Below are 19,340 nucleotides of genomic sequence, written 5' to 3'. Positions count from 1 at the left end.
AGATCTTGTCTCCAGAGGGTTAGCAGCAGCCTTTAACGCTACTTTCGCCGAAGCCACCAAGAAAGTGCCCGCCGCCAAAGCACGATGTGCTGCAGCCGATGATGATCAAGAGGATAAACAGGACAACAATGATGGCAAATCCGCGTCCGCCGCCATAACCGCAGCCGCCGAATCCAGGATAACCGTAGCCATATCCGCCTCCGAATCCGCCTCCGAATCCGCCAACACCGCCAAATCCGCCTCCGAATCCACCAACTGGGCCATATCCGTAGCCAGGGGCACCGCCGCCATACCCGTATCCATAACCAAATCCTTGACGCTGATTTCTAAATCCAGACAATGTGTAGATCTCCTTTCTTCCAACAATTAAAAGTTACTTGCCATATAGAGTATGTAGAAACACGGGAAGGGTTTGGACAATTGTCGTGACAATGGTGGAATTTATTATATAATTAGGGAACTGTAAGTTTTTTGAAAATTCGAATGAGGTGAGATCATGATTGAAAAGGTCAACCAAATTCTGCGGCATAGCGGCCTTCCTGCGTTAAAAGATTCTTCGGATTATTACTTTCTGGGTGAGGGTGCCTGGCACGCCGCTTATCGTGCCGTTCTTTGTGAAGGGGATTATGTAATACGGATACCTAAGCCTGTCGCCTATGATCGAATGGTGGAATATCATGAAGAGAGCTTACTGGCTGAATATGATGGGGCAGAGTGGTATTACAGAACAGCCAACAGGGCAGTAAAGGGAATCTGCCCGGAATTCTACCATTATCATGTATCCCGGGAACTGACTTACACGATTGAAAGTTACATGGGAGAAACTCTTAACCTTTCAGCAGCAACAAAACAGCAGATGTATGACTACGGGTTTCAGTTAGGCTCATTTTATAAAAAGATGGACAGTCTTCCTTTAGAGCGCCAAGGCTTTGGGTATTTAAAATGGAATGGAACAGAAGCGTCGGGTGAACTGGAGGAAGACCCCATTCAATATCTGATTCATGAAAAGGCGGAATATCAGCAGGAGCTTGAAAATCTGTTGAGATCTGATCTTCCTTTTCGTAAGATTCTCTTAAAACAAAAAGTAGAAGAACTTCTAAATTTAAGACAGATCGAAAAATTCGGGGTTACACTATCCAATCAGGATACGTCGCCAGAAAACCTCATCATAAATGGCCAACGGGCTAAGCTGATTGATCCGGTCCCTATTATCTACAGTGGGGTCAGCCTTGCTGCTAATCATATACATAACTACGAAGTTACTTTTCCTTTTTATTGGAATGCACCAAGGTACAAGAGACATCAGTTTCATTTATATAAAGATCAGCTGTCGGCAAACAGCCAAGGATTCAGAGAGGGATATGTGGAACAATCAGAAGAGATGGGGTTAGCCCTGGAAATTGAGCGGATGCTGAAGCTATTATCAATGGCTCATGTTCATTATCAAAAGACAGCCAGCAATACACTGAGCAGGGAACAGCAGATTCGGATGGGCAATCTGAACGAGGTGAAAGAACGGCTTATGTTGCTCCTTGGACTGCTCGAAAACTATGAAGTAAGAGATAAAGCAGGGGTACGATGAGTTTTTTGAAGTCATTTGCTGAACAAGTAGACTGGCTGGAGGAATTAAGGACGGTGAAAGAGGAATTGTGGCTTGAGCCTATTTCAAGCGGGAAATGGTCAATAGGTGAAGTGGTTTCTCATTTTAAATCATGGGACTTGTTCGTGATCCACCACCGTTTTCCTTATTTTCTGGAACATCAAACTTTCCCGGAGAATGAGATCGATGCGGAGAAGATCAATCAGGACGCCGCTCTTTATGCCAATTCGGGTGTTTCCAAATCTCAATTGCTTCAGGAAACGATTGAAACAAGGGACATTCTGGTTCAGCAGCTGCATACGATTCCAGAAGAATGGTGGTTTCACCCTTTTTCCTATAAAACAAAGACACTGACGCTCGCCGCTTATATTAAAGGATTGTCAGAGCATGACAAGCACCATCAGGATCAGATCAGCCTCTATCTGCAAAAGTCAGCCAATCATGCAGGGTAATGAATTGCCATGATGGGGAAAAATGGCGCAGGAGATCGAATTTCCCCGGAAATGATCGAAAAAATCAGGAGGAATGAGAAAACGTAACACCCTGTTTTAGAGAAACAGGGTGCTAAAGGAACAACCTTTTCAATTCTTGCTCGAGCCTTCCTGTCAGGGTAAAGAAAAACATCTTAAAGTCTGCGCGTAATGACCAAAGGGGATGCCCGAATGTGGCCGGCTTGTTGCCTTCGATAAAGAAATGACTATACCACGCAAGCCCATAGGCTGTAACGGGAGCCGTAATTAAAAACCAGGCATTGACCGAAGCACCAAGTGCCAAGAAGATAAATACAAGGGAGGTTCCAAGAAAATGCCAGGCCCTTGTGCTTTTCTTGGAATGCTGAGTTAAATAGAATACCCAAAATTCATCAAATGTTTTTAGTTTGTTATCCGGTGGAATACCTGGTTGCATAAAAATCAGCCTCCTAATCATCTTTTCTTTATGTACTTCGGTAAAGGTTAGGTTTTTCCTTTAAAAAGAGCTTCGTCACTTCATCAGGTGACGGAGCTCTTAGCTGTTGATAAACGCAAGGTTAGTATTTTGTCAAACGGGTAAATTAAATAAGACTTGCGTAACAGACAAAAAGGAAGGTGCCGAAAAATGTTAAAAACACAAACAGCCGAACGCGTAAATATACTGTATTCACTATTAGGGCAGCAGCTTGAAGAGAAGGAATATAACAAAGATCGTCTGCAAAAAATAACCGAACTTTGCCAGCTGTTAAAGGAAGACGTTGAAGTTGGCGAACAAACTTCTGAAGTTTTTAATGACATTGTGGCCGTTGGGCAGGACGCTCTCGAAACCCAAGGGGATAAAAAAAGTTTTCTTCATTCAAAGGAAAAAGAGTTAAATGAGTATTACGAGCATCTCAAAAAACTGTTGGAGGAGCAGTAATGTTTTAGATGCATTGAACAAGGGTACATGCTTTAATAGAACTTTATTAAAACTTGGAGGGATTACGATGGATCAGAAAAAAGTCATTGGTGTTTTTTCGACAGAAGAAGAAGCCGTATCAGCGATTAATTCTTTACGGGAAAGAGGCTATGATGAAGGGGACATCTCGGTAATCGCCCAGGATAAAGAAGAACGGAGACACATTGAAGACGAAACAGGAACAAAAGCTGGTGAAGGAGCAGCAGCGGGTGCTGCGACCGGCGGTGTGCTAGGCGGTGTAGGAGGCTTGCTCGCAGGTATTGGCGCACTTGCTATTCCTGGGATTGGTCCGATTGTAGCTGCCGGTCCGATCGCAGCTACCCTTGGCGGAGCAGCCATCGGTGCAGGTGCAGGTGGACTTGTGGGTGCATTGGTTGGTATGGGTATTCCTGAAGAGGAAGCAAAAGAATACCGGAACTACGTAGAAAATGGGAAAATTTTAGTTATGGTGGATGCTGATGCTGAGCGCCGGGAGCATGTGTACGACACATTCCGGAACAACAATACGCTGAACTCCCGCTATTATGAAAGAAACTTGCCTGGAGGAGACAGCGGTAGAATCTATTAACAAGTGGCACGCGGTAAGGCAACAGTTTGAAAAGTTTAGGTTGGAGCTAAAGCTGGAATGCTTTAGCTTCTTTTTGTTTGTTCATCGGTCTATTTGTCGAAGGATTATAGTTGAAGAGGATGGAAAGTTATGTAAAGATAAAATAAAACGACTAGTCATTTTTATTGGAGGGATAAGATTATGGTTTCCATTAAAAGGTTGAATACACTCAGTTTTCAAGAGGCTGCTGATTTATTTAATGAAGGTTTCAAGCATTATTTTACAGATATCACGTTAACTGTCGATTCGCTGATTAAAAAACTGGCCAATGAAGATCTCTCTCCTGAAAAGTCAGTGGTCGCCTTTGATCAGGAAAAACCGGTTGGCTTTGTCATCAACGGATTCAGAACTGTAAATGGCCAAAAGATTTCCTGGAATGGCGGAACGGGCATCATACCTGAATACCGGGGCAAGGGTATAGGCAAAGAGATGATAACCGCTTGTATGGATATTTATGAAGAAGAAGGAGTAGAACTGCTGCTTCTTGAAGCGATTACTGAAAATACAAGAGCCATCAAGTTGTATGAGAGCATGGGTTACAGCATATTTGATGAACTTACTTTCCTCGTAAATAATGAGCCTCTTTCTGAGGGCGCCTTTTACTTTGAAGGTGATTATGACTTGATTCACGGAATTCCGCAGGATGTAAGGGATATTGAATTTTATCAGCATATGCCACCATGGCAGACACAGTATCAGAGCCTTAAAGACAGTGAATCGCTCATTGTAAAATGTGGCCAGGAAACGGTTGGCTATGCTGTGTTCAAACGTACGAAAAATGCGGAAGGAAAGATTGAGGGCATCGCACTTTATCAGTGTGAAGCAAAACCAGGATATGAGAAAGCGTATGATGTTATTCAATTTATGCTTCGTTCCGTTTATACTCCTGCTGAACCTGCCTGCCGCCGCATGACCGTAAACTTTTCAAAGAGCAATAAGCTGGTTTGTGATGCCCTTTCTAAAGAAGGTTTTACAGTTATGATCGAGCAGGTCCATATGTCCAAAGCGGTACGTACACCCTCCAGCAGCGAAAAAGAAACAAAAGCAGTACAATCATAAATAAAGGGTTTCGTAATTTTCATGCAGAAAAGGGTGTGCATACAGCCACGAGATCAAAACATTGGGGGAAAGAGCATGCCAAAGGTTTCAGAAGAATACAAAGAAGAGAAGAAGAACAGGATTCTGGAGAGTGCCCTTCGCTGTTTTGGCGAAAAAGGGTACGAAGCGACCATTATTGATGATATTGTGAGAGAATCCAATTTGAGCAAGGGCGCCATCTACAATTACTTTAACAGTAAGGAAGAAATTTATCTTCAGCTCCTTCAGGGGCGGACGAATGATTTTTTCTCAGAGGTAGAGAGTGAATATCATAAGAGATCAAGTGCAACAGATAAACTGCGTTTTTTATTTGAAAGGTTCCAGAATCAGCCGTTGACTGATGAGCGCAGGAAATCCATGAGGTTATATACGGAATTCTGGCTGTACAGCGCCCGTCAGGAAGATCTAAAGAAACTGATGGAAGAAAGGTACCTGCAATTTACTGGGTTTATAAAAGACATTATTAAAGAAGGACAAGAGACCGGAGAGTTCAACGAACAGGTCGATTCTGAGTTTATTTCTCAAATTTTTTGGGCGCTCAGGGACGGCAACGTTCTTCATTACTCTCTGCTTGGAGAAGAAGAACAGTATAAAAAAACGTGGGAAATGATTGAGGGGTTTTTTATTGGCTGCTTAACCACACCAAAGAATCGGGAGTAGAATCCCGATTTTTTTTGTGGAGAAAAAGAGAATAATTTCCCGGGATATAAAAGATTTTGTCGAATGGAGGCAGGGTCAACCCGCGAGGATAGGCCAGAACGGAGAGCATGTCAAAATACCCCGATATTTCTATATTAATAGCGACTGGTTATACATTGTAATTTACAAAAATTGGAGTACACTTAAGTTTGGGTTTTTTTTGAAACCTTTTACTTCAAAACAACGACTAAAAAATAGATAGATAGGGGGGCAACGCAGTGAAAGACTCGTTTGACCGGCTATATGAGGAATACCACCATTCCTTGTTTCAGTTTGTTTTCTACATGGTCAGAAACAGGGAGGCGGCAGAAGATATTGTCCAGGAAGTGTATATAAAAGTTCTCAAAGCCTATGAAACATTTGAAGGTAAAAGTTCTGAAAAGACATGGCTTTATTCAATAGCAAGGCATGTCACCATTGACTGGATCCGCAAGCAGAACCGCCGGAAGAAGAAACTCCTGTTTTTTACTTTATCGGAGAACGAGAACCAGCTTGCTGATCTCCAGCCCCTGCCGGATGAATTTGTCACCCAGAAGGAATCGGTCAAAGAGTTATATCACGCGTTAAAAAAATGTACCATACAGCAGCAGCAAGTGCTAATCCTCCGCTATATCCAATCGCTCTCCATCACGGAAACTGCTGCAGTGCTCGGTTGGACAGAAAGCAAAGTGAAAACAACACAACACCGGGCGATCAAGGGACTAAAAGGTCTTTTGGATCAGACGTCAGGCCAGGAGGAGGAACGGAAAGATGGAATCGTCTAAATGGACGGAAGAAGAAATACAAAAGCAGCTTGAAAAGATGCCCCCTGTTAAAGACAAGCGCTCCCGTGAATTAATATTTCACGAGATAGAAGGAAGACTGGAAGAATCCAAGTATAGTAAGAAGATCACAAGAACCTGGATTATGCCGGGGCTCGCTGCCGCCTGCTTGCTGGCCATCATCATGATCCTGGTGCCAGGCACCTTGTTTAAAAAAGAAGTCTCGGCGCCATCATTGCATGAGAATTCCATGGATAACAAAATGGCCGGAAAAGCAAAAGATCATGTCAAAGAACCCAGTCCGGCGGCCCAGCCGAAGCAGTCAGTGAAAGCAGCCCGTTTGGAAGAACAAAAGAAGCCTGCGGCTCCTCAGGGACGGGTAAAGCCTTCAGGCCCAGCAAAGCCTGAAACAAGTGCTGATACTCCTGTCCAGCGAAGCAAGGTTAAGGTTGCTGCACCTCCAACCGTTTCCATTACGGCTGCTGTTGAAAGCGGAAAATACCATCCTCCGATGACAATGAAAGCTCTCAAGCAGCAGCTGTCTTCAGGAAAATCGGTGGTGACGGTAGCCTATAGTGACGAACAGGCGCAGTTCGTTGTGCCGGTATCTTTCCTCGTAAATGAAAAGGGAACATACGTGGATAAGGTGGAGAATGTGCTAGGAACCTTTAACCCAGAGAGAGTGGGGCTTCAGCCGACCTTTCTGAACAAGGCGAAGCTTACTGAAAAAGAGGGATCGGTAGTAGTGGATCTGCCCCCAGGTTCGGTTTCTTCTGCAGAAGAAGCACTGCTTCCAAAGATTTTAAGCTATACCTTTGCGTACAACAAGGAATACTCCAACGTGAAATTTATGACAGGCGATAAGCCAGGCTATGAATTTTCCAACCTTGGACCAAAAGAGGATATGGACATTAATAGGAGTATTGGAGGAGCAAACTATCTCTATACTTCTCCATCAGGTGATGAGTTTCTGGTGGAAAGCAATGCGACGAGCTTTGCAGATTCTGCCGGAAGCCTGCAGGGAGCATTGGAGCAGCTGAGCAAGGGTTATAAGGATCAGAAACTTATGCCGGCAGTTCCCGATGGTATTAAGCTTACAGCTTCCAGGTCGGGAACAATGGCCGCAATCCGGGTGGATGGAAGTGATTTGAAAAATGATGAGGAAACAAGAAAAATGATGGATGCCATCTTAGTGACGGCTAAGAACTATGGAAGCCAGTCTGTTTCGGTGACCAATACTAACCTTGAGGCTGTTGGACCCTATGACCTTGAACAGCCAATTGATTATGTGGCTGGTGTTAATTTTATGAACATTAAATAATTTTCCAATATATGTAACCTTTTGATCAGCAGTGCGTCTAATACGTTGGAGCGAGGAAAAGAAAACATGGCTTCGTCTTCCAATCCATTTCAGGAGGTAAATGATGATGAAACGAGTAGTAATGTCACTTGTATCGTTGGGAACGGCTATAGGAATTTTATTGGGAGGAACCCATATTGCCAATGCTTCGCCTTCCTATGATCAGGAGGTAACCGCAACAGCAAAACACTTTGTGGGAACTCCTTTTAAATGGGGAGGTACAACACCAAAAGGCTTTGATGCGTCTGGGTATACTCAATATGTTTATAAGCATTCTGCAGTTAACATGAATTTGCCAAGGACTTCTGCTGAGCAGTATAAAACAGGTACAGCAGTCAAAAAAGAAAATTTAAAACAGGGAGACATTGTTTTCTTTAAAACAGATGGCAAAAAAGTATCCTTTTCAGGAATATACCTTGGAAACAGTGAATTTGTCGGGGCAACCTCCAAAGGAGTAAGAATCCAGTCTCTTAAAACAAAGTACTGGAAAGACACTTATGCAGGAGCTAAACGGGTATTAAAATAAAACGGATAAATAATCAGGCTGAAAAATAGTCCTGATTATTTTTTTGTTTAGTACCTTGCAATGTACAGTAGTGGATGATACTCTATAGTGAGTAAAGTAAGTAATTGGAAAATAAGCCAATTAACTTCCATGGATAGAAAACAGAAAAAGATGGAGACAGATTGGAAGGCGGCGGGAAACAAATGAATGCCCAGTTTAAAAAAGGAATATTAGAGTTATGTGTTTTAGTGCTTACTGCCAAAAGCGACAAATATGGATATGAACTCGTACAGATGATTTCTGAGAAATTTCATATTGCCGAAGGAACGGTCTATCCCCTTCTTAGGAGACTGACGAAAGAAGGTTACTTTTCCACCTATTTAAAGGAATCTTCAGGCGGTCCTCCACGTAAATATTACACGCTGACAGAAGAAGGAAACTGTTATATGGAGTCCTTGGTAGGCGAATGGAGGATGTTTTATGAAGGGGTTAATCAAATTATTGAGGAGGGGTTAGCGGATGGTGCAAAATGAATTTTTGTCACAGCTGAAGGATCAATTGAAGGAATTGCCTGAAGCAGACCGCCAGGATATTTTATATGACTATGAGGAGCACTTCAGGCTGGGCTTGGAAGAAGGAAAAACAGAAGAGGAAATCGCAGCTTCGCTCGGCCAGCCAAAAGCAATTGCGAAAGAAGTGAAAGCAGAATTTCGTGTGAAGGAAGCAAAATCTAAGCCATCGTTTGAATCCGTAGTAAAAGCGGTTCTATCTACCGTCAGTCTTGGTTTCTTTAATCTTATCTTTATATTGGGGCCGTTCTTTGCGGTTGTGGGTGTACTTCTTTCCATATATGCCGTATCCATTGGGCTGCTACTGTCTCCAATCGCCGTCTTATTTGGATGGGAGCAACTAGGAAGTTCTGCGAATTGGCTGATGGGGTTGTTCTCCATCGTCACCTTGCTTAGTGCAGGGGTTTTGTTAGGAGTAGCATCCATTGTCCTGACACGATGGTTTGTGAAAGTTCTTATTAAGTATCTGCAATTCAATGTCAATATTATTAAGGGGCGGTAGGGATGAATTCAGTGTTGAAAAAAATTACGGTCATTGCAGCAATCGGTTTGGCAGCTGGGTTGATTGGAACCTACAGCATTTATGCTTCAACCAGCCATTCTGTTTTCTCTTCCTTCAACAAAAGCAAAGAAACCGTGCTTTATACTGAAAAAAACTTCAGCAGCGATTCACTTAAATCGGTAGAGCTCACCTCAGATACGGCTGATATTACCGTGAAGAAATCTAACGAACCGGAAACCAGAGTGGTTCTTGAAGGCCAAAAGGGCGACAAGAAAGACTACAGCATTCAGGCTGAGCAGAATGGCGGCGTGCTGGATGTAGAGGTTATCGGGAAAAATAAGTTCTTTAACATGGGTTTTCACTGGAGTCCAAAGCTGACGGTGTATGTGCCTGATAAAAATTATGGCCATTTTAATATTTCAACTGACACAGGAGATGTAAGTATTAAAGATTTGAAGTCCGATAGGGCAAACATCGAGACGGATACAGGTGACATTGATGCTTCAGGAAAATTTACAGTAAGCAAGCTGAATGCAGAGAGCGACACCGGAGATTTGTCGTTCAATGACTATCGTGGAACATCTATAGATCTATCAACTGACACAGGTGATATACAAGCCGGCCGCATTTCAAAAAATGCGAAGGTGATGATCAAGACCTCTACCGGAGATATTCAAGACCTTTCGATGGAAAGTGCCAGCAAGGATGTTCACATTGAATCGGATACAGGAAATGTTGAACTCCAAATGGATCAGTCTCCATCTGATTTTAAGCTGCGTGCATCCTCTGACACTGGCGATGTTGAAGTTTCCCCGGACTGGAAAGTGAACTATGAAGAAAAAAGCGATCACAAGGCTAAAGGAAAAGCGGGTCAGGGAGGATTCAGCGTTTCTGTAAAAACGGATACGGGGGATATTTACCTAAAGTAACATAAAAAAGGGGCTGTCCTGAAAGTCGAAAATTGACCTTCAGCAGCTCCTTTTGGCTTGAAAATCTTCAATGAAAAGTTGATTGAAGTGGAAGGTGCGAGACTCCTCGAAAATGAACTTCACATTTTCTTCGTGCGATAAAAAGCTGCCGGAGCCTTCCTTGTCCTGCGGGACTAGCGTGACAGGTGAGACTCCCGCAGGCGCTAGCGCCAAAAAGTAGGCGTTCACGCCGGTAAGGCTCACCGCACGCCCCGCGAAAGTAGGAGCTCGCGCCGGTAAAAGCGAGCACCCTGGAACGGAAATCAACAGCTTACAGACTTCTTGGACAGCCCCTTTTAGTGCTAGATTGCTTTATTCATGTTCACTTTCTTGGAACGAGTACTTTCTTTTTTTCGCGCAAGACCGAGGTAAATGCCTGCTACGATCAGGAGAAGGGCAAGCGAGTGGTACCAGTGAATCTTTTCATTCAAAAAGAGTGAAGCGAAAAATAGGGAGCTGATCGGCATGACGTTTAAGAACAGGGTGGTTTTACTTGGGCCAATTTCTGAGATGGCCATGTTCCACCATGATGTACATAGAGCCGTTGCGATACATCCTGAGAAGGCCATGACACCAAATGAGAACCAGTGAACGTGATAGACGGCAGGCTGAACAGGATGAACGGCCCACATGATCATCAGCAGCACGGCACCAAACAAATGGCTGAATGCTGTAACCTGATAAACACTGGCTTGTTTGACCGCCTGTTTGATCAGCAAGCCTCCCGCCACGTATGCGAGCATGGATAGGAATACGAATAGGTTTCCTTTTATCGCATCTGTACCTGTTGCCCCTGGATGGCCAACGACAAGAATGACGCCAATAAACCCCATACCGATCCCGATGAACCGCTTGAGTTCGAACTTATCACCGAGAAACAGCATAGCAAGAAGAGCGGTTGTAAGAGGATTAAGCCCCAAAATGAGCGACCCGGCAGAGCCAGTCGTATAGCGCAGGCCCTGGGAGATTAATAGCTGATGCAAAAAGATCGACGTAAACCCTACAAGGAAAATGAGGAACCAGGCAGATTTAGAAAGCTGTTTAATCCCGAGTTTCCACTTCCCGTATGTAAAGAGCATAAGACCCAAAGCTGCCATGGAGATCCTCCAGGCAGAAAGCTGTACCACAGGGAAAATACCCGACAGATACTTGATCATAATGACATTTAATCCCCAAATAACCGTAACTAGACTTAATAAAACAAGCAACAGATAATATCGTTTTTTCTCCATAGTCAAATCCCTCTGTGTTGGTTAGTGAGCTGCTAACCGAATATAAACCCATTTCAAATATTTGTCTATAACCTAAGATGATCGAAGAAAATATTTTTTGGAAATACTGTTAGTAGAATTGAGGTGAACGGTATGACCATTATCCGTCTCGGGTATGTGGCGATGAGCATGAAGCTTCAAAATTCCTCTCCGTCGCAAACGATGACTTATGCCCGTTTTTCGCAGATTGCGGACAGGGCAGCAGCGTTAAGAAAACTGGAGCGGATTGCAAACTCCAACCTGAAAAACACGCTAAGGCTACTTATGCACAATGCAGCCAACGGTATCCAATTTTACCGGATGACATCAAGGCTTATTCCACTGGCCAACCATAAAGAACTGCTGGATTGGAAATACATGCTTCCACTAAAAGAGGCGCTGCAAGCAATCGGATCTTTTGCAAAAAAACATCAGATGAGACTGGACTTCCATCCGGATCATTTTGTACTGATCAATTCGACCAAAGATGAGATACTTAAGAATTCCATACAAACGCTGAATCTTCATTATAAGATCTTACGAGGGATGGAGATTGATCCTGTCCACCGATGTGTCATGCATGTTGGAGGCAATTACAAAGAAACCGATGTCGCACTTGAACGTTTCATACATAACTGGATGTATGTTCCGCATCATATTCAGCAAATGATGATGCTTGAAAATGATGATACCTCATTTACGATGGATGATACCCTTTATCTGTGTGAGAAGCTGGGTATACCGCTCGTTTTTGACTACCATCATCACTTGGCTCATCATCAGAACATCCATTGGGAAGAGAACTGGGATCGTGTCGTTCAGTCATGGGAATATTCGCCCCTTCCGCTGAAGATTCATATTTCCAGTCCGAAAAGCGAGAAAGAATACCGGCATCATGCTGATTTTGTGGATCCTGAAATGTTCTTCCGTTTCCTTCAGGGCATAAAAGGAAGCGTGGGGCAGGTCGATTGCATGATTGAAGCCAAGCGAAAGGATGACGCGCTGTTTCAGCTGATGGAGGACATAAAGAAAAGAAACGATATAGAGATCATAAACGGAGCTTCTTTTTATTTAAAATAACCAGCCAAAAACCTCTTGCTGCAAGGGGTTTTTTCATTTGTCGAAAATTATCGGGCGAAAGACATTGACGTTTGAAATTTCATACAATTATAATAAAGATACTTACTAAACAAAAATGTATAAAAAGTATAAAAATAAGGAGGAATAAAAAATGAAGAAAGTAGTGATGATTACCGGAGCCTCAAGAGGATTAGGAAAGGCACTTGCTCTATACTTTGCAAAGGAAGAATTTAACCTAGCGATCTGTGCCCGAACAGAAGGTGAACTGCTCAACGTAAAGGAGGAAACAGAAGCATATGGTGCTGACGTTCTGGCGGTAACGGCGGATGCCTCCCGGGCGAGAGATGTGGAACGTTTCGTTGCGCTGACAGAAGACTATTTCGGCCATATTGATGTACTCATTAACAATGCCTCCATGCTCGGACCAAGCCCGATGCCTTATTTGCTGGATTATCCGGAAGAGGATTTTGCTGAGGTGATCCGCGTCAATTCCATCGGACCGTTCCTGGTGACACGCAGAGTACTGCCGGCCATGCTGCAGCGGAACAAAGGAAGCATCATCAATGTAACGTCCGAGGCTGGAAACGTAGGATACGCAGGCTGGGGAGCATATGGAATTTCGAAGTTTGCACTTGAAGGGCTGACTGAAACGTGGGCAGACGAAGTTTCAGAGACTGGTGTAAGGGTGAACATGGTGGACCCTGGGGAAATGGATACCGAAATGCATGCCCTTGCTGTACCGGATTGTGATTATGAACTGGCTGATCCGATTGATCTTGTTCATGTCTTCGGATACCTTGCTTCCGAAGATTCTTCTGAAGAGAACGGTAAACGGTTCAGTGCGCAGGAATTTACGATGGAAGGGAGAGAAAGCTGATGAGTGCAGAAGCCATTTCCTTTTTCCTTCCAGAAGAGTTAAATGCCAGCATGCCTCCTGAACGGAGAGGATTGCGCAGAGATTATGTAAAAATGATGGTCATTGACAGAGTAAACGGCCATACTTCTCATACGCAGTTTTATCAGCTGGACCACTTTTTGAAAGCGGGAGATGTTCTCGTGTTGAACGCAAGCAGAACGATTCCTGCGGTGCTGCAGGGACAGCTTGAGGATGGAACCGTGGTAGAAGTCAGGCTGGCTCACCGGAAAAGTGAGAGGATCTGGGAGGCCTTGATCCTTTCCAATACCGTGAAAGCAGGTGACAAAATCATGTTTTCCCCTCTCTTAACCGCTTCTATCTTAACAACGGAAACAGCCAATCCGTTTGCTGTACTTGAGTTTAACTTATGCTGCTCGGCTCTGTATGATCAAATCTATCAGATCGGCCAGCCGGTGCGTTACGAGTATATCGACACTCCTTGGGATCTGGATTATTATCAGACGGTGTTTGCGACTTCTCCGGGTTCTGTTGAAATGCCTTCTGCAGGAAGGGCTTTTAGCTGGGAACTGCTTTTCCGTCTTCAGAAAAAAGGTGTGAAAATTGCCTATATCCAGCTGCATACCGGTCTGAGCTATTTAATGGATGATAAATGGCATGTAGAGCCGCGCGAGAACTTGGAAGAATACATGATACCGGAAGAAACTGCGCAGGCGGTTCAAAAGGCTAAGGAGAACGGCAATAAAGTGATTGCTGTTGGAACGACGGTGGTCCGTGCCCTTGAGTCAGGCGCCGACCGCGAAGGCCGCTTAAAGGCGGCAAACGGATGGACGAATTTATACATTACGGCCGAAACCAAACTTCAAATTGCAGACGGATTGATCACGGGACTTCATGAGCCAGAGGCCAGCCATCTTGATCTGCTGTCCGCCTTCGTTTCTCCTGAACGTTTAAAAGTTTCATATGAAGAGGCAATCAGCAAAAAGTATTTTTGGCATGAGTTTGGTGACATGAACCTGATTCTATAAGGATGGAAAAAATGAAGGTTCACCATTACGGGATTGCAGTGAAAGATTTGGATGCGGCAGCGGAGTTTTATATAAAAGCATTAAACATGAAGGAACTGTTTCGTACCCGCTGGATGGGGGAGGAACTCTTGTTCCTAGAGAGCGGAAGCATGAAGATCGAACTGATTGCACAAACGGGTACGGTAGGTGAAGCAGCCCATGTTGCTTATCAAACGGACGATTTAGAATATTTGGCTGGCAGACTTCAGCAGGAAGGAATTGTTCCGTCAGAAGGACCATATGTTTTGGAAAACGGCTGGCGTACTGTCTTTTATGAAGGGCCATCAGGTGAAATGATAGAGTTTGTGGAAGAACAATAGGTGGAGAATGGCTGGAGGTCAAGGTACCTCTGGCTTTTTTAATGAGTGTTTCCTGGCATTATAAAAAATTATCAAGTAACACTTTTAAATAACTTTGTAAATTTTTTCAAAAGTGTTTTAGCGGTCGCTGTTTTTGCTACAATAAAAGACAGCGGGCTAAAATACCCGAGGTAAAGCTCTTGATCCGATAGAGAAATCTACGTAATTAGCGAAATACGCGCGGCTTAAGCTGGTTTACGCGACAATCTGCCCGGAATACGCGCCAAACCGTATACTTGACAGCCCGGAGCGGGACAGCCAATAATTTTCGTGACCGCAGAGATATACATACGGTACAATAAAAAGAGAAAAATGGGTGACTAGTTCACCTGACCAAGAAAGGTGTGAACATTATGGAGCAAAAAGCTAAAAAAGGGAATGAACTCTTCAGCTGGATCAAGTCTATCGTATTTGCTCTCGTCCTTGTATATATTATTAAAACCTTTTTCTTCGCACCATACATGGTAGAAGGAGCATCCATGTCTCCAACCTTGCATAACCATGATAAATTATATGTAAATAAAATTATCTATTCGGTATCTGAACCGAAAATAGGGGATATCGTGATTATCAAAGGCACGGACAAAAGGTATGTTAAACGTGTAATTGGAGTGGAAGGTGACACCATCCAAGTTCACAGTGACAAGCTTTTGGTAAACGGCAAGCCGATAAAAGAACCCTATTTATCTAAAAACAAAAAGCAGGCGCGAAGCCTCGGTGTTTATTTAACAGAAGACTTCGGGCCGATTAAAATTCCTAAAGGAAAAATTTTCGTAATGGGTGACAACCGATTGAACAGTATGGATTCAAGAAACGGCCTGGGCCTCATTAACATCAGCTCAGTGGAAGGCCGCTCCGAAGTGGTCATCTATCCGTTCAAAGACATCCGACAAACAAAGTAAGCTAAAAAACCTGACCACACTGGCCAGGTTTTTATTTTAGAGATGCTATGTAGAAGTGCCAGGCACCCGTTTTACACAAGTATGTAATTGGCGGTGCCAGGCACCAAGGAGGTTAAAGAAATGGAAGAGACAGTGAGATGCAAGTGGAGCCGTGACAGTGAACTGCTGACGGCATATCACGATGAGGAGTGGGGGAAACAGGTTAAAGACGACACTAAATTATTTGAGTGTCTAACTTTAGAGATGTTCCAGGCGGGCCTCAGCTGGAGGACGATCCTGCACAAACGTGAGAATTTCAGAGAAGCATTCTGTCAGTTTGATATCAAAGAGGTAATGAATTTCACCGAGGATGATATTGTACGGCTGTTAAGTAATGAAGGTATTGTCAGGCACCGAAGAAAGATTGAAGCAGCCATTGAGAATGCGAGAAGATGTGATGTGCTGATTAAAGAGCACGGGGGCCTTATTACTTTTTTTGAGCAGCTGCCAGCGGATCATCTGGAGAAGCAAAAGGCCATCAAGCAGACATTCAGACATATCGGACTGACAACTGCGGAAAGCTTTTTAATGGCAACGGGAATGATGCAGCCGCAGCATGAGGAAGGCTGCCATCTCCATTCACAGGCGATAAAGGAAAAGGCCAGATAACAGAACCACCTCCATTTACATACTGTAAGAGTGGAGGTGGCTCAATTGGCGTATGAAATTTCAATATCGGTTGGCCGCAAGAGACTTGCTTTATTGCAAAACGGAAGGACAATCAAGCGATATCCTATAGCAGTGGGTAAAATGCTGAGCCCGACCCCAGTGGGTACGTATCGAATTATTAATAAACAGCCTAATCCAGGCGGCCCGTTTGGAGCCATGTGGATGGGCCTCTCAGCGCCCCACTATGGGATTCATGGAACCAACAACCCGTCATCCATCGGAAAAAATGTATCAAAAGGATGCATCAGAATGTTTAACAGAGATGTGCTCGAATTGTCCAGAATTGTTCCAGTTGGTACGAATGTATATATTGGGAGATGAAAAAAGAGCCTAAGCGGCTCAAAATATATACTCAGCAACTGCTAGCGCCCAAGTCAGGTAACTCATCAAAAGCTACAAGTTTAGGGCTTGTTTTAGGAAGTTCATCAAAGGCAGTAAGCTTCACGATTGTTTTAGGAAGCTCATCAAATGCGCTGTTTTTAAAAATAGGGAAAGCTAAAGCCAACATAAATGTTAGTATCAAAAAACCAGTAATAACTCTTTTCATGAAAAATTCCTCCATTAAAATATCTTTTTTCTACTATTATTTGATATTCTATAGAACAAACTTGCCTTTTTATATTGGCTTTGATCAAAATATGAATCAGCAAGCAGTTCAGAATAAAGCGAAACATATTCCCACATATTTCTTTTTTCAAAATGAGGTATAGCTTCTTTACTAACAAATGTTTCAAACTCTGACCAGGTATATTCCGAACCTTCAACTCTATAATTTAATATTTGCAAATGGTAATAAAAATCACTAGTCGTATTATTACCCAAGTTATCAAAGCTTTTTTTTATCCACTGTCGGGCCTGTTCAAAATCCTGAAGTTCAAAAAATTCTTGAGCCAGCATATAACTGGTTCCAGCTATACGTTCAGGGTCCCCATCTTTCTCTTTATAAAAAAGACTTTTTTTAAAAAATTCTACAGCTTTAAGATGTTCTTTTTTACAAGAAAAAACATAGCCGAGGTTATGATAAATAACACCTGAGGTGAAATTATCATGAAACGATCTAGAATATTTTAAAGCTTGATTAAGGTGATATTCTGCTTGATCGTAATTTTGAACTCTTCTGTAGCTAATAGCTAGCAATATTTGACAATCCGCACTTCTACTATAATTATATTCTTTATCAAAAATTCCTATCGCTTTAAAGGCATAAGAATTGACTGCGCTTATACGCATCAAGTAACCATAGGCAAGGGCGGTTAAATAGTACAATACTGCAACATCACTCTCGTTAATATTACTGTTTGTTGTATTGTAAATGTCTTCAGCTTTTTTGAAAAATTGTATTGAAAGTTTATGATTATTTTGATTAATATTAAGGCTGCCCGAAACAATATTAAAATAGAATAAAAGTTCAGGCGTAAGTTGCTCTTTTAGATTATTAACTTTTAATAAAAGATTGCTGGCTGCATTTATGTTTGGGTTTGCCGTAACAATATAATACCTCGCCAAAAACAACTCATACCTCAAAATAAGCTCAGGCTCATTTACGATTTGCATTTTTTCCTGAACTTTCTCAAAAAAATCATCCGCTTCCTCAAACCGACGATTCACCATCATCATATTCCACTCATTGAGCAGTTCGAGGATCTCGTTGCTGTCGACTTCCTCGGGCGAAATACCTAAACGTTCACATAGGAGATTAATGACTTCCTCGCTGGACTTCGCATCCCCTTTCTCAATCTTACTCAAGTAGGAAACAGAACAGATTCCCTGAGCCAGTTCTTCCTGGGTTAGGCCTTTGGTTTTTCTATAATATCTTATTCTCTGACCGACCATAAAATCCCCCTTTCCGAACTTGGGAAAATTGTCATGCTAACCCCCTACTCATCACGTACCAATACTACTACTTTTCCCAATACATACCTACAGAATAGTCTGTTAAGATAAATATAACAGAAAATAATCAGTTTTTGCTAGAATTACACAATTAAAATAATTTCAAAGACTTGTCCGGATGGTAAGAAAGTTATAACCGGCCATAAAGAAATGGAGGAGAACATAATGGCGAAAATGTATACATTATCAGCGCAAGAATCGGACATCCAGGAGCTGCTATATGTCTCAAATGATCCAGGTTCAGCCGGAAAGCCTTCAGCCAGCGAACTTGATGACTCTACTCCATATACTGATGTGTTCATGGATAATAAAAAAAATTACTGGTTTGCCAAAGCCCAGGATACAAAAAACAAACGGCACACCATCTATATCTTTGACCATGAAAATGGCAGGCTCATCTCACATAAAGTCAACGGCCGACCGAATTTTTATGAGTTTGATGACAGTGTTGTCATCGCTTGTGAAGGTGATGGGTCTAAAGGCTCGCTTCTTATTTTCTCAAAGGAACAGCCGAAGCTTATAAAAGAATGGAAAGTGAACGGTTACCTGTGGGAAGTCGAGAAGAACCAAGGAGCCATTTATGTTTCCTGTTATATTGTAGAGGAAGATCAAGCTGTCCTCTACGTCATTAAAGACAATAAGAAAAAAAGGGTGAACCTGGGAAAGAATATGGCACCTACCGATATCCTTTGCATTAAGGATGAGGTTTACATTTCAGCGGCTCCCATTCTAAACGGCGATCCAAAGAAAATCATTGTCTTGAACAGTAATGAGAAAGTGGTAAGAGAATATCCGCTGAGTATATCGCCGAGAACACTCTATCATGTAGAGGATGAGATCATGGTGTATGAATTGGATCTTGCCACAGGGAAAACGGAAAAGATTGTGTATGTTAATCTGCATACCGGTGAACAGTTCACACATGCAATTCCAAACTCGCAAGTGGTGGAATGTACGAGCCGCTCGCTTTCTCTCTTGCAGCAAGACAGCAAAACCTTGTTTACTTGGGACCATACGAATCGTAAAATCGTTGAAAGCCGAAAGATTTCTTAAATCAAATACACATAATGTTCAATCCTGCGGTGGTGATACTGCAGGATTTTTTCTTAT

General features: G+C 42.8%; 25 protein-coding genes and 1 pseudogene. 20 read left to right on the top strand and 6 right to left on the bottom strand.

What is annotated here, in order from left to right:
* Positions 1-19: 19 nt before the first annotated feature.
* Positions 20-217: pseudogene (locus OKX00_RS22495) on the bottom strand (YjcZ family sporulation protein); the annotation flags it as partial.
* Between the two features lie 279 nt (positions 218-496).
* On the opposite strand from OKX00_RS22495, the gene OKX00_RS22490 reads away from it, so the two are divergent.
* Positions 497-1,582 (top strand): hypothetical protein, encoded by a 1,086-nt coding sequence (locus OKX00_RS22490; RefSeq protein ID WP_265408926.1) that lies wholly within the window; start codon positions 497-499, stop codon positions 1,580-1,582.
* Positions 1,579-2,052 carry a DinB family protein gene (locus tag OKX00_RS22485; RefSeq protein WP_265408925.1) on the top strand — a complete coding sequence of 158 codons (474 nt, stop codon included), beginning with the start codon at positions 1,579-1,581 and terminating at the stop codon, positions 2,050-2,052. Before OKX00_RS22490 ends, OKX00_RS22485 begins: the two co-directional genes overlap by 4 nt.
* Positions 2,053-2,164: 112 nt before the next feature.
* Here the strand turns inward: OKX00_RS22485 and OKX00_RS22480 are convergent, their stop codons facing one another.
* Positions 2,165-2,506, bottom strand: coding sequence for an Mpo1-like protein (locus tag OKX00_RS22480; RefSeq protein WP_265408924.1), 342 nt, complete (start codon positions 2,504-2,506; stop codon positions 2,165-2,167).
* Between the two features lie 189 nt (positions 2,507-2,695).
* On the opposite strand from OKX00_RS22480, the gene OKX00_RS22475 reads away from it, so the two are divergent.
* The 10 genes from OKX00_RS22475 to OKX00_RS22430 all read left to right on the top strand — a co-directional run bounded on the left by OKX00_RS22475 (position 2,696) and on the right by OKX00_RS22430 (position 10,058).
* Positions 2,696-2,989, top strand: a complete 294-nt coding sequence (locus tag OKX00_RS22475; RefSeq protein WP_062240075.1) for a hypothetical protein — start codon at positions 2,696-2,698, stop codon at positions 2,987-2,989.
* Positions 2,990-3,056: 67 nt separating this feature from the next.
* Positions 3,057-3,596, top strand: coding sequence for a general stress protein (locus tag OKX00_RS22470; protein ID WP_265408923.1), 540 nt, complete (start codon positions 3,057-3,059; stop codon positions 3,594-3,596).
* Between the two features lie 180 nt (positions 3,597-3,776).
* Entirely contained in the window at positions 3,777-4,694 is a 918-nt protein-coding gene (locus OKX00_RS22465) for a GNAT family N-acetyltransferase (RefSeq protein ID WP_265408922.1), read from the top strand.
* A 75-nt stretch (positions 4,695-4,769) separates the two neighbouring features.
* Entirely contained in the window at positions 4,770-5,393 is a 624-nt protein-coding gene (locus OKX00_RS22460; RefSeq protein ID WP_265408921.1) for a TetR/AcrR family transcriptional regulator, read from the top strand.
* 257 nt (positions 5,394-5,650) lie between these two features.
* On the top strand, positions 5,651-6,196 hold the full coding sequence (gene sigX, locus OKX00_RS22455; RefSeq protein ID WP_062240085.1) for an RNA polymerase sigma factor SigX: 546 nt from the start codon (positions 5,651-5,653) through the stop codon (positions 6,194-6,196).
* The gene (locus OKX00_RS22450; RefSeq protein ID WP_265408920.1) at positions 6,183-7,514 is read left to right on the top strand and encodes a hypothetical protein; all 1,332 of its coding nucleotides are present in this window, start codon (positions 6,183-6,185) and stop codon (positions 7,512-7,514) included. The genes sigX and OKX00_RS22450 overlap by 14 nt, the downstream gene beginning before the upstream one ends.
* Positions 7,515-7,620: 106 nt before the next feature.
* Entirely contained in the window at positions 7,621-8,079 is a 459-nt protein-coding gene (locus OKX00_RS22445) for a C40 family peptidase (protein WP_265408919.1), read from the top strand.
* 182 nt (positions 8,080-8,261) lie between these two features.
* Positions 8,262-8,591: a PadR family transcriptional regulator gene (locus OKX00_RS22440; protein WP_265408918.1), complete on the top strand. Its 330-nt coding sequence runs from the start codon at positions 8,262-8,264 to the stop codon at positions 8,589-8,591.
* On the top strand, positions 8,578-9,129 hold the full coding sequence (locus OKX00_RS22435; RefSeq protein ID WP_265408917.1) for an HAAS signaling domain-containing protein: 552 nt from the start codon (positions 8,578-8,580) through the stop codon (positions 9,127-9,129). Before OKX00_RS22440 ends, OKX00_RS22435 begins: the two co-directional genes overlap by 14 nt.
* 2 nt (positions 9,130-9,131) lie before the next feature.
* Positions 9,132-10,058 carry a DUF4097 family beta strand repeat-containing protein gene (locus OKX00_RS22430; protein ID WP_265408916.1) on the top strand — a complete coding sequence of 309 codons (927 nt, stop codon included), beginning with the start codon at positions 9,132-9,134 and terminating at the stop codon, positions 10,056-10,058.
* 39 nt (positions 10,059-10,097) lie between these two features.
* Here the strand turns inward: OKX00_RS22430 and OKX00_RS22425 are convergent, their stop codons facing one another.
* Together OKX00_RS22425 and OKX00_RS22420 are read right to left on the bottom strand one after the other, a co-directional pair.
* The gene (locus tag OKX00_RS22425) at positions 10,098-10,364 is read right to left on the bottom strand and encodes a hypothetical protein (protein WP_265408915.1); all 267 of its coding nucleotides are present in this window, start codon (positions 10,362-10,364) and stop codon (positions 10,098-10,100) included.
* 35 nt (positions 10,365-10,399) lie between these two features.
* Complete coding sequence (locus tag OKX00_RS22420; RefSeq protein ID WP_062240104.1) at positions 10,400-11,329, bottom strand: DMT family transporter; 930 nt, start codon at positions 11,327-11,329, stop codon at positions 10,400-10,402.
* Between the two features lie 132 nt (positions 11,330-11,461).
* Here OKX00_RS22420 and uvsE point away from each other — a divergent pair, with 132 nt between their 5' ends.
* From uvsE to OKX00_RS22385, 7 genes are all read left to right on the top strand, one after another.
* The gene (uvsE, locus tag OKX00_RS22415; protein ID WP_265408914.1) at positions 11,462-12,427 is read left to right on the top strand and encodes a UV DNA damage repair endonuclease UvsE; all 966 of its coding nucleotides are present in this window, start codon (positions 11,462-11,464) and stop codon (positions 12,425-12,427) included.
* 151 nt (positions 12,428-12,578) lie between these two features.
* The gene (locus OKX00_RS22410; RefSeq protein WP_265408913.1) at positions 12,579-13,304 is read left to right on the top strand and encodes an SDR family oxidoreductase; all 726 of its coding nucleotides are present in this window, start codon (positions 12,579-12,581) and stop codon (positions 13,302-13,304) included.
* Positions 13,304-14,329: an S-adenosylmethionine:tRNA ribosyltransferase-isomerase gene (locus OKX00_RS22405; protein ID WP_265408912.1), complete on the top strand. Its 1,026-nt coding sequence runs from the start codon at positions 13,304-13,306 to the stop codon at positions 14,327-14,329. Before OKX00_RS22410 ends, OKX00_RS22405 begins: the two co-directional genes overlap by 1 nt.
* Before the next feature lie 11 nt (positions 14,330-14,340).
* Positions 14,341-14,688 (top strand): VOC family protein, encoded by a 348-nt coding sequence (locus OKX00_RS22400; protein WP_265408911.1) that lies wholly within the window; start codon positions 14,341-14,343, stop codon positions 14,686-14,688.
* Between the two features lie 392 nt (positions 14,689-15,080).
* On the top strand, positions 15,081-15,629 hold the full coding sequence (lepB, locus tag OKX00_RS22395) for a signal peptidase I (protein ID WP_082683654.1): 549 nt from the start codon (positions 15,081-15,083) through the stop codon (positions 15,627-15,629).
* A 120-nt stretch (positions 15,630-15,749) separates the two neighbouring features.
* On the top strand, positions 15,750-16,277 hold the full coding sequence (locus OKX00_RS22390; RefSeq protein ID WP_265408910.1) for a DNA-3-methyladenine glycosylase I: 528 nt from the start codon (positions 15,750-15,752) through the stop codon (positions 16,275-16,277).
* 45 nt (positions 16,278-16,322) lie between these two features.
* Entirely contained in the window at positions 16,323-16,658 is a 336-nt protein-coding gene (locus OKX00_RS22385; protein WP_265408909.1) for a L,D-transpeptidase, read from the top strand.
* A 31-nt stretch (positions 16,659-16,689) separates the two neighbouring features.
* Here the strand turns inward: OKX00_RS22385 and OKX00_RS22380 are convergent, their stop codons facing one another.
* Both OKX00_RS22380 and OKX00_RS22375 read right to left on the bottom strand, forming a co-directional pair.
* The gene (locus OKX00_RS22380; protein ID WP_265408908.1) at positions 16,690-16,884 is read right to left on the bottom strand and encodes a hypothetical protein; all 195 of its coding nucleotides are present in this window, start codon (positions 16,882-16,884) and stop codon (positions 16,690-16,692) included.
* 14 nt (positions 16,885-16,898) lie between these two features.
* Positions 16,899-18,170, bottom strand: a complete 1,272-nt coding sequence (locus OKX00_RS22375; protein ID WP_265408907.1) for a tetratricopeptide repeat protein — start codon at positions 18,168-18,170, stop codon at positions 16,899-16,901.
* A 225-nt stretch (positions 18,171-18,395) separates the two neighbouring features.
* Here OKX00_RS22375 and OKX00_RS22370 point away from each other — a divergent pair, with 225 nt between their 5' ends.
* Positions 18,396-19,283, top strand: a complete 888-nt coding sequence (locus OKX00_RS22370) for a hypothetical protein (RefSeq protein ID WP_062240130.1) — start codon at positions 18,396-18,398, stop codon at positions 19,281-19,283.
* Positions 19,284-19,340: the final 57 nt, after the last annotated feature.

It is taken from the genome of Fictibacillus sp. KU28468 (genome assembly GCF_026153615.1).
Classification (GTDB): Bacteria; Bacillota; Bacilli; order Bacillales; family Fictibacillaceae; genus Fictibacillus_C; species Fictibacillus_C marinisediminis.
Note: the sequence above shows the minus strand (reverse complement) of the source record. Positions and strands in the feature narration are given on the sequence as shown.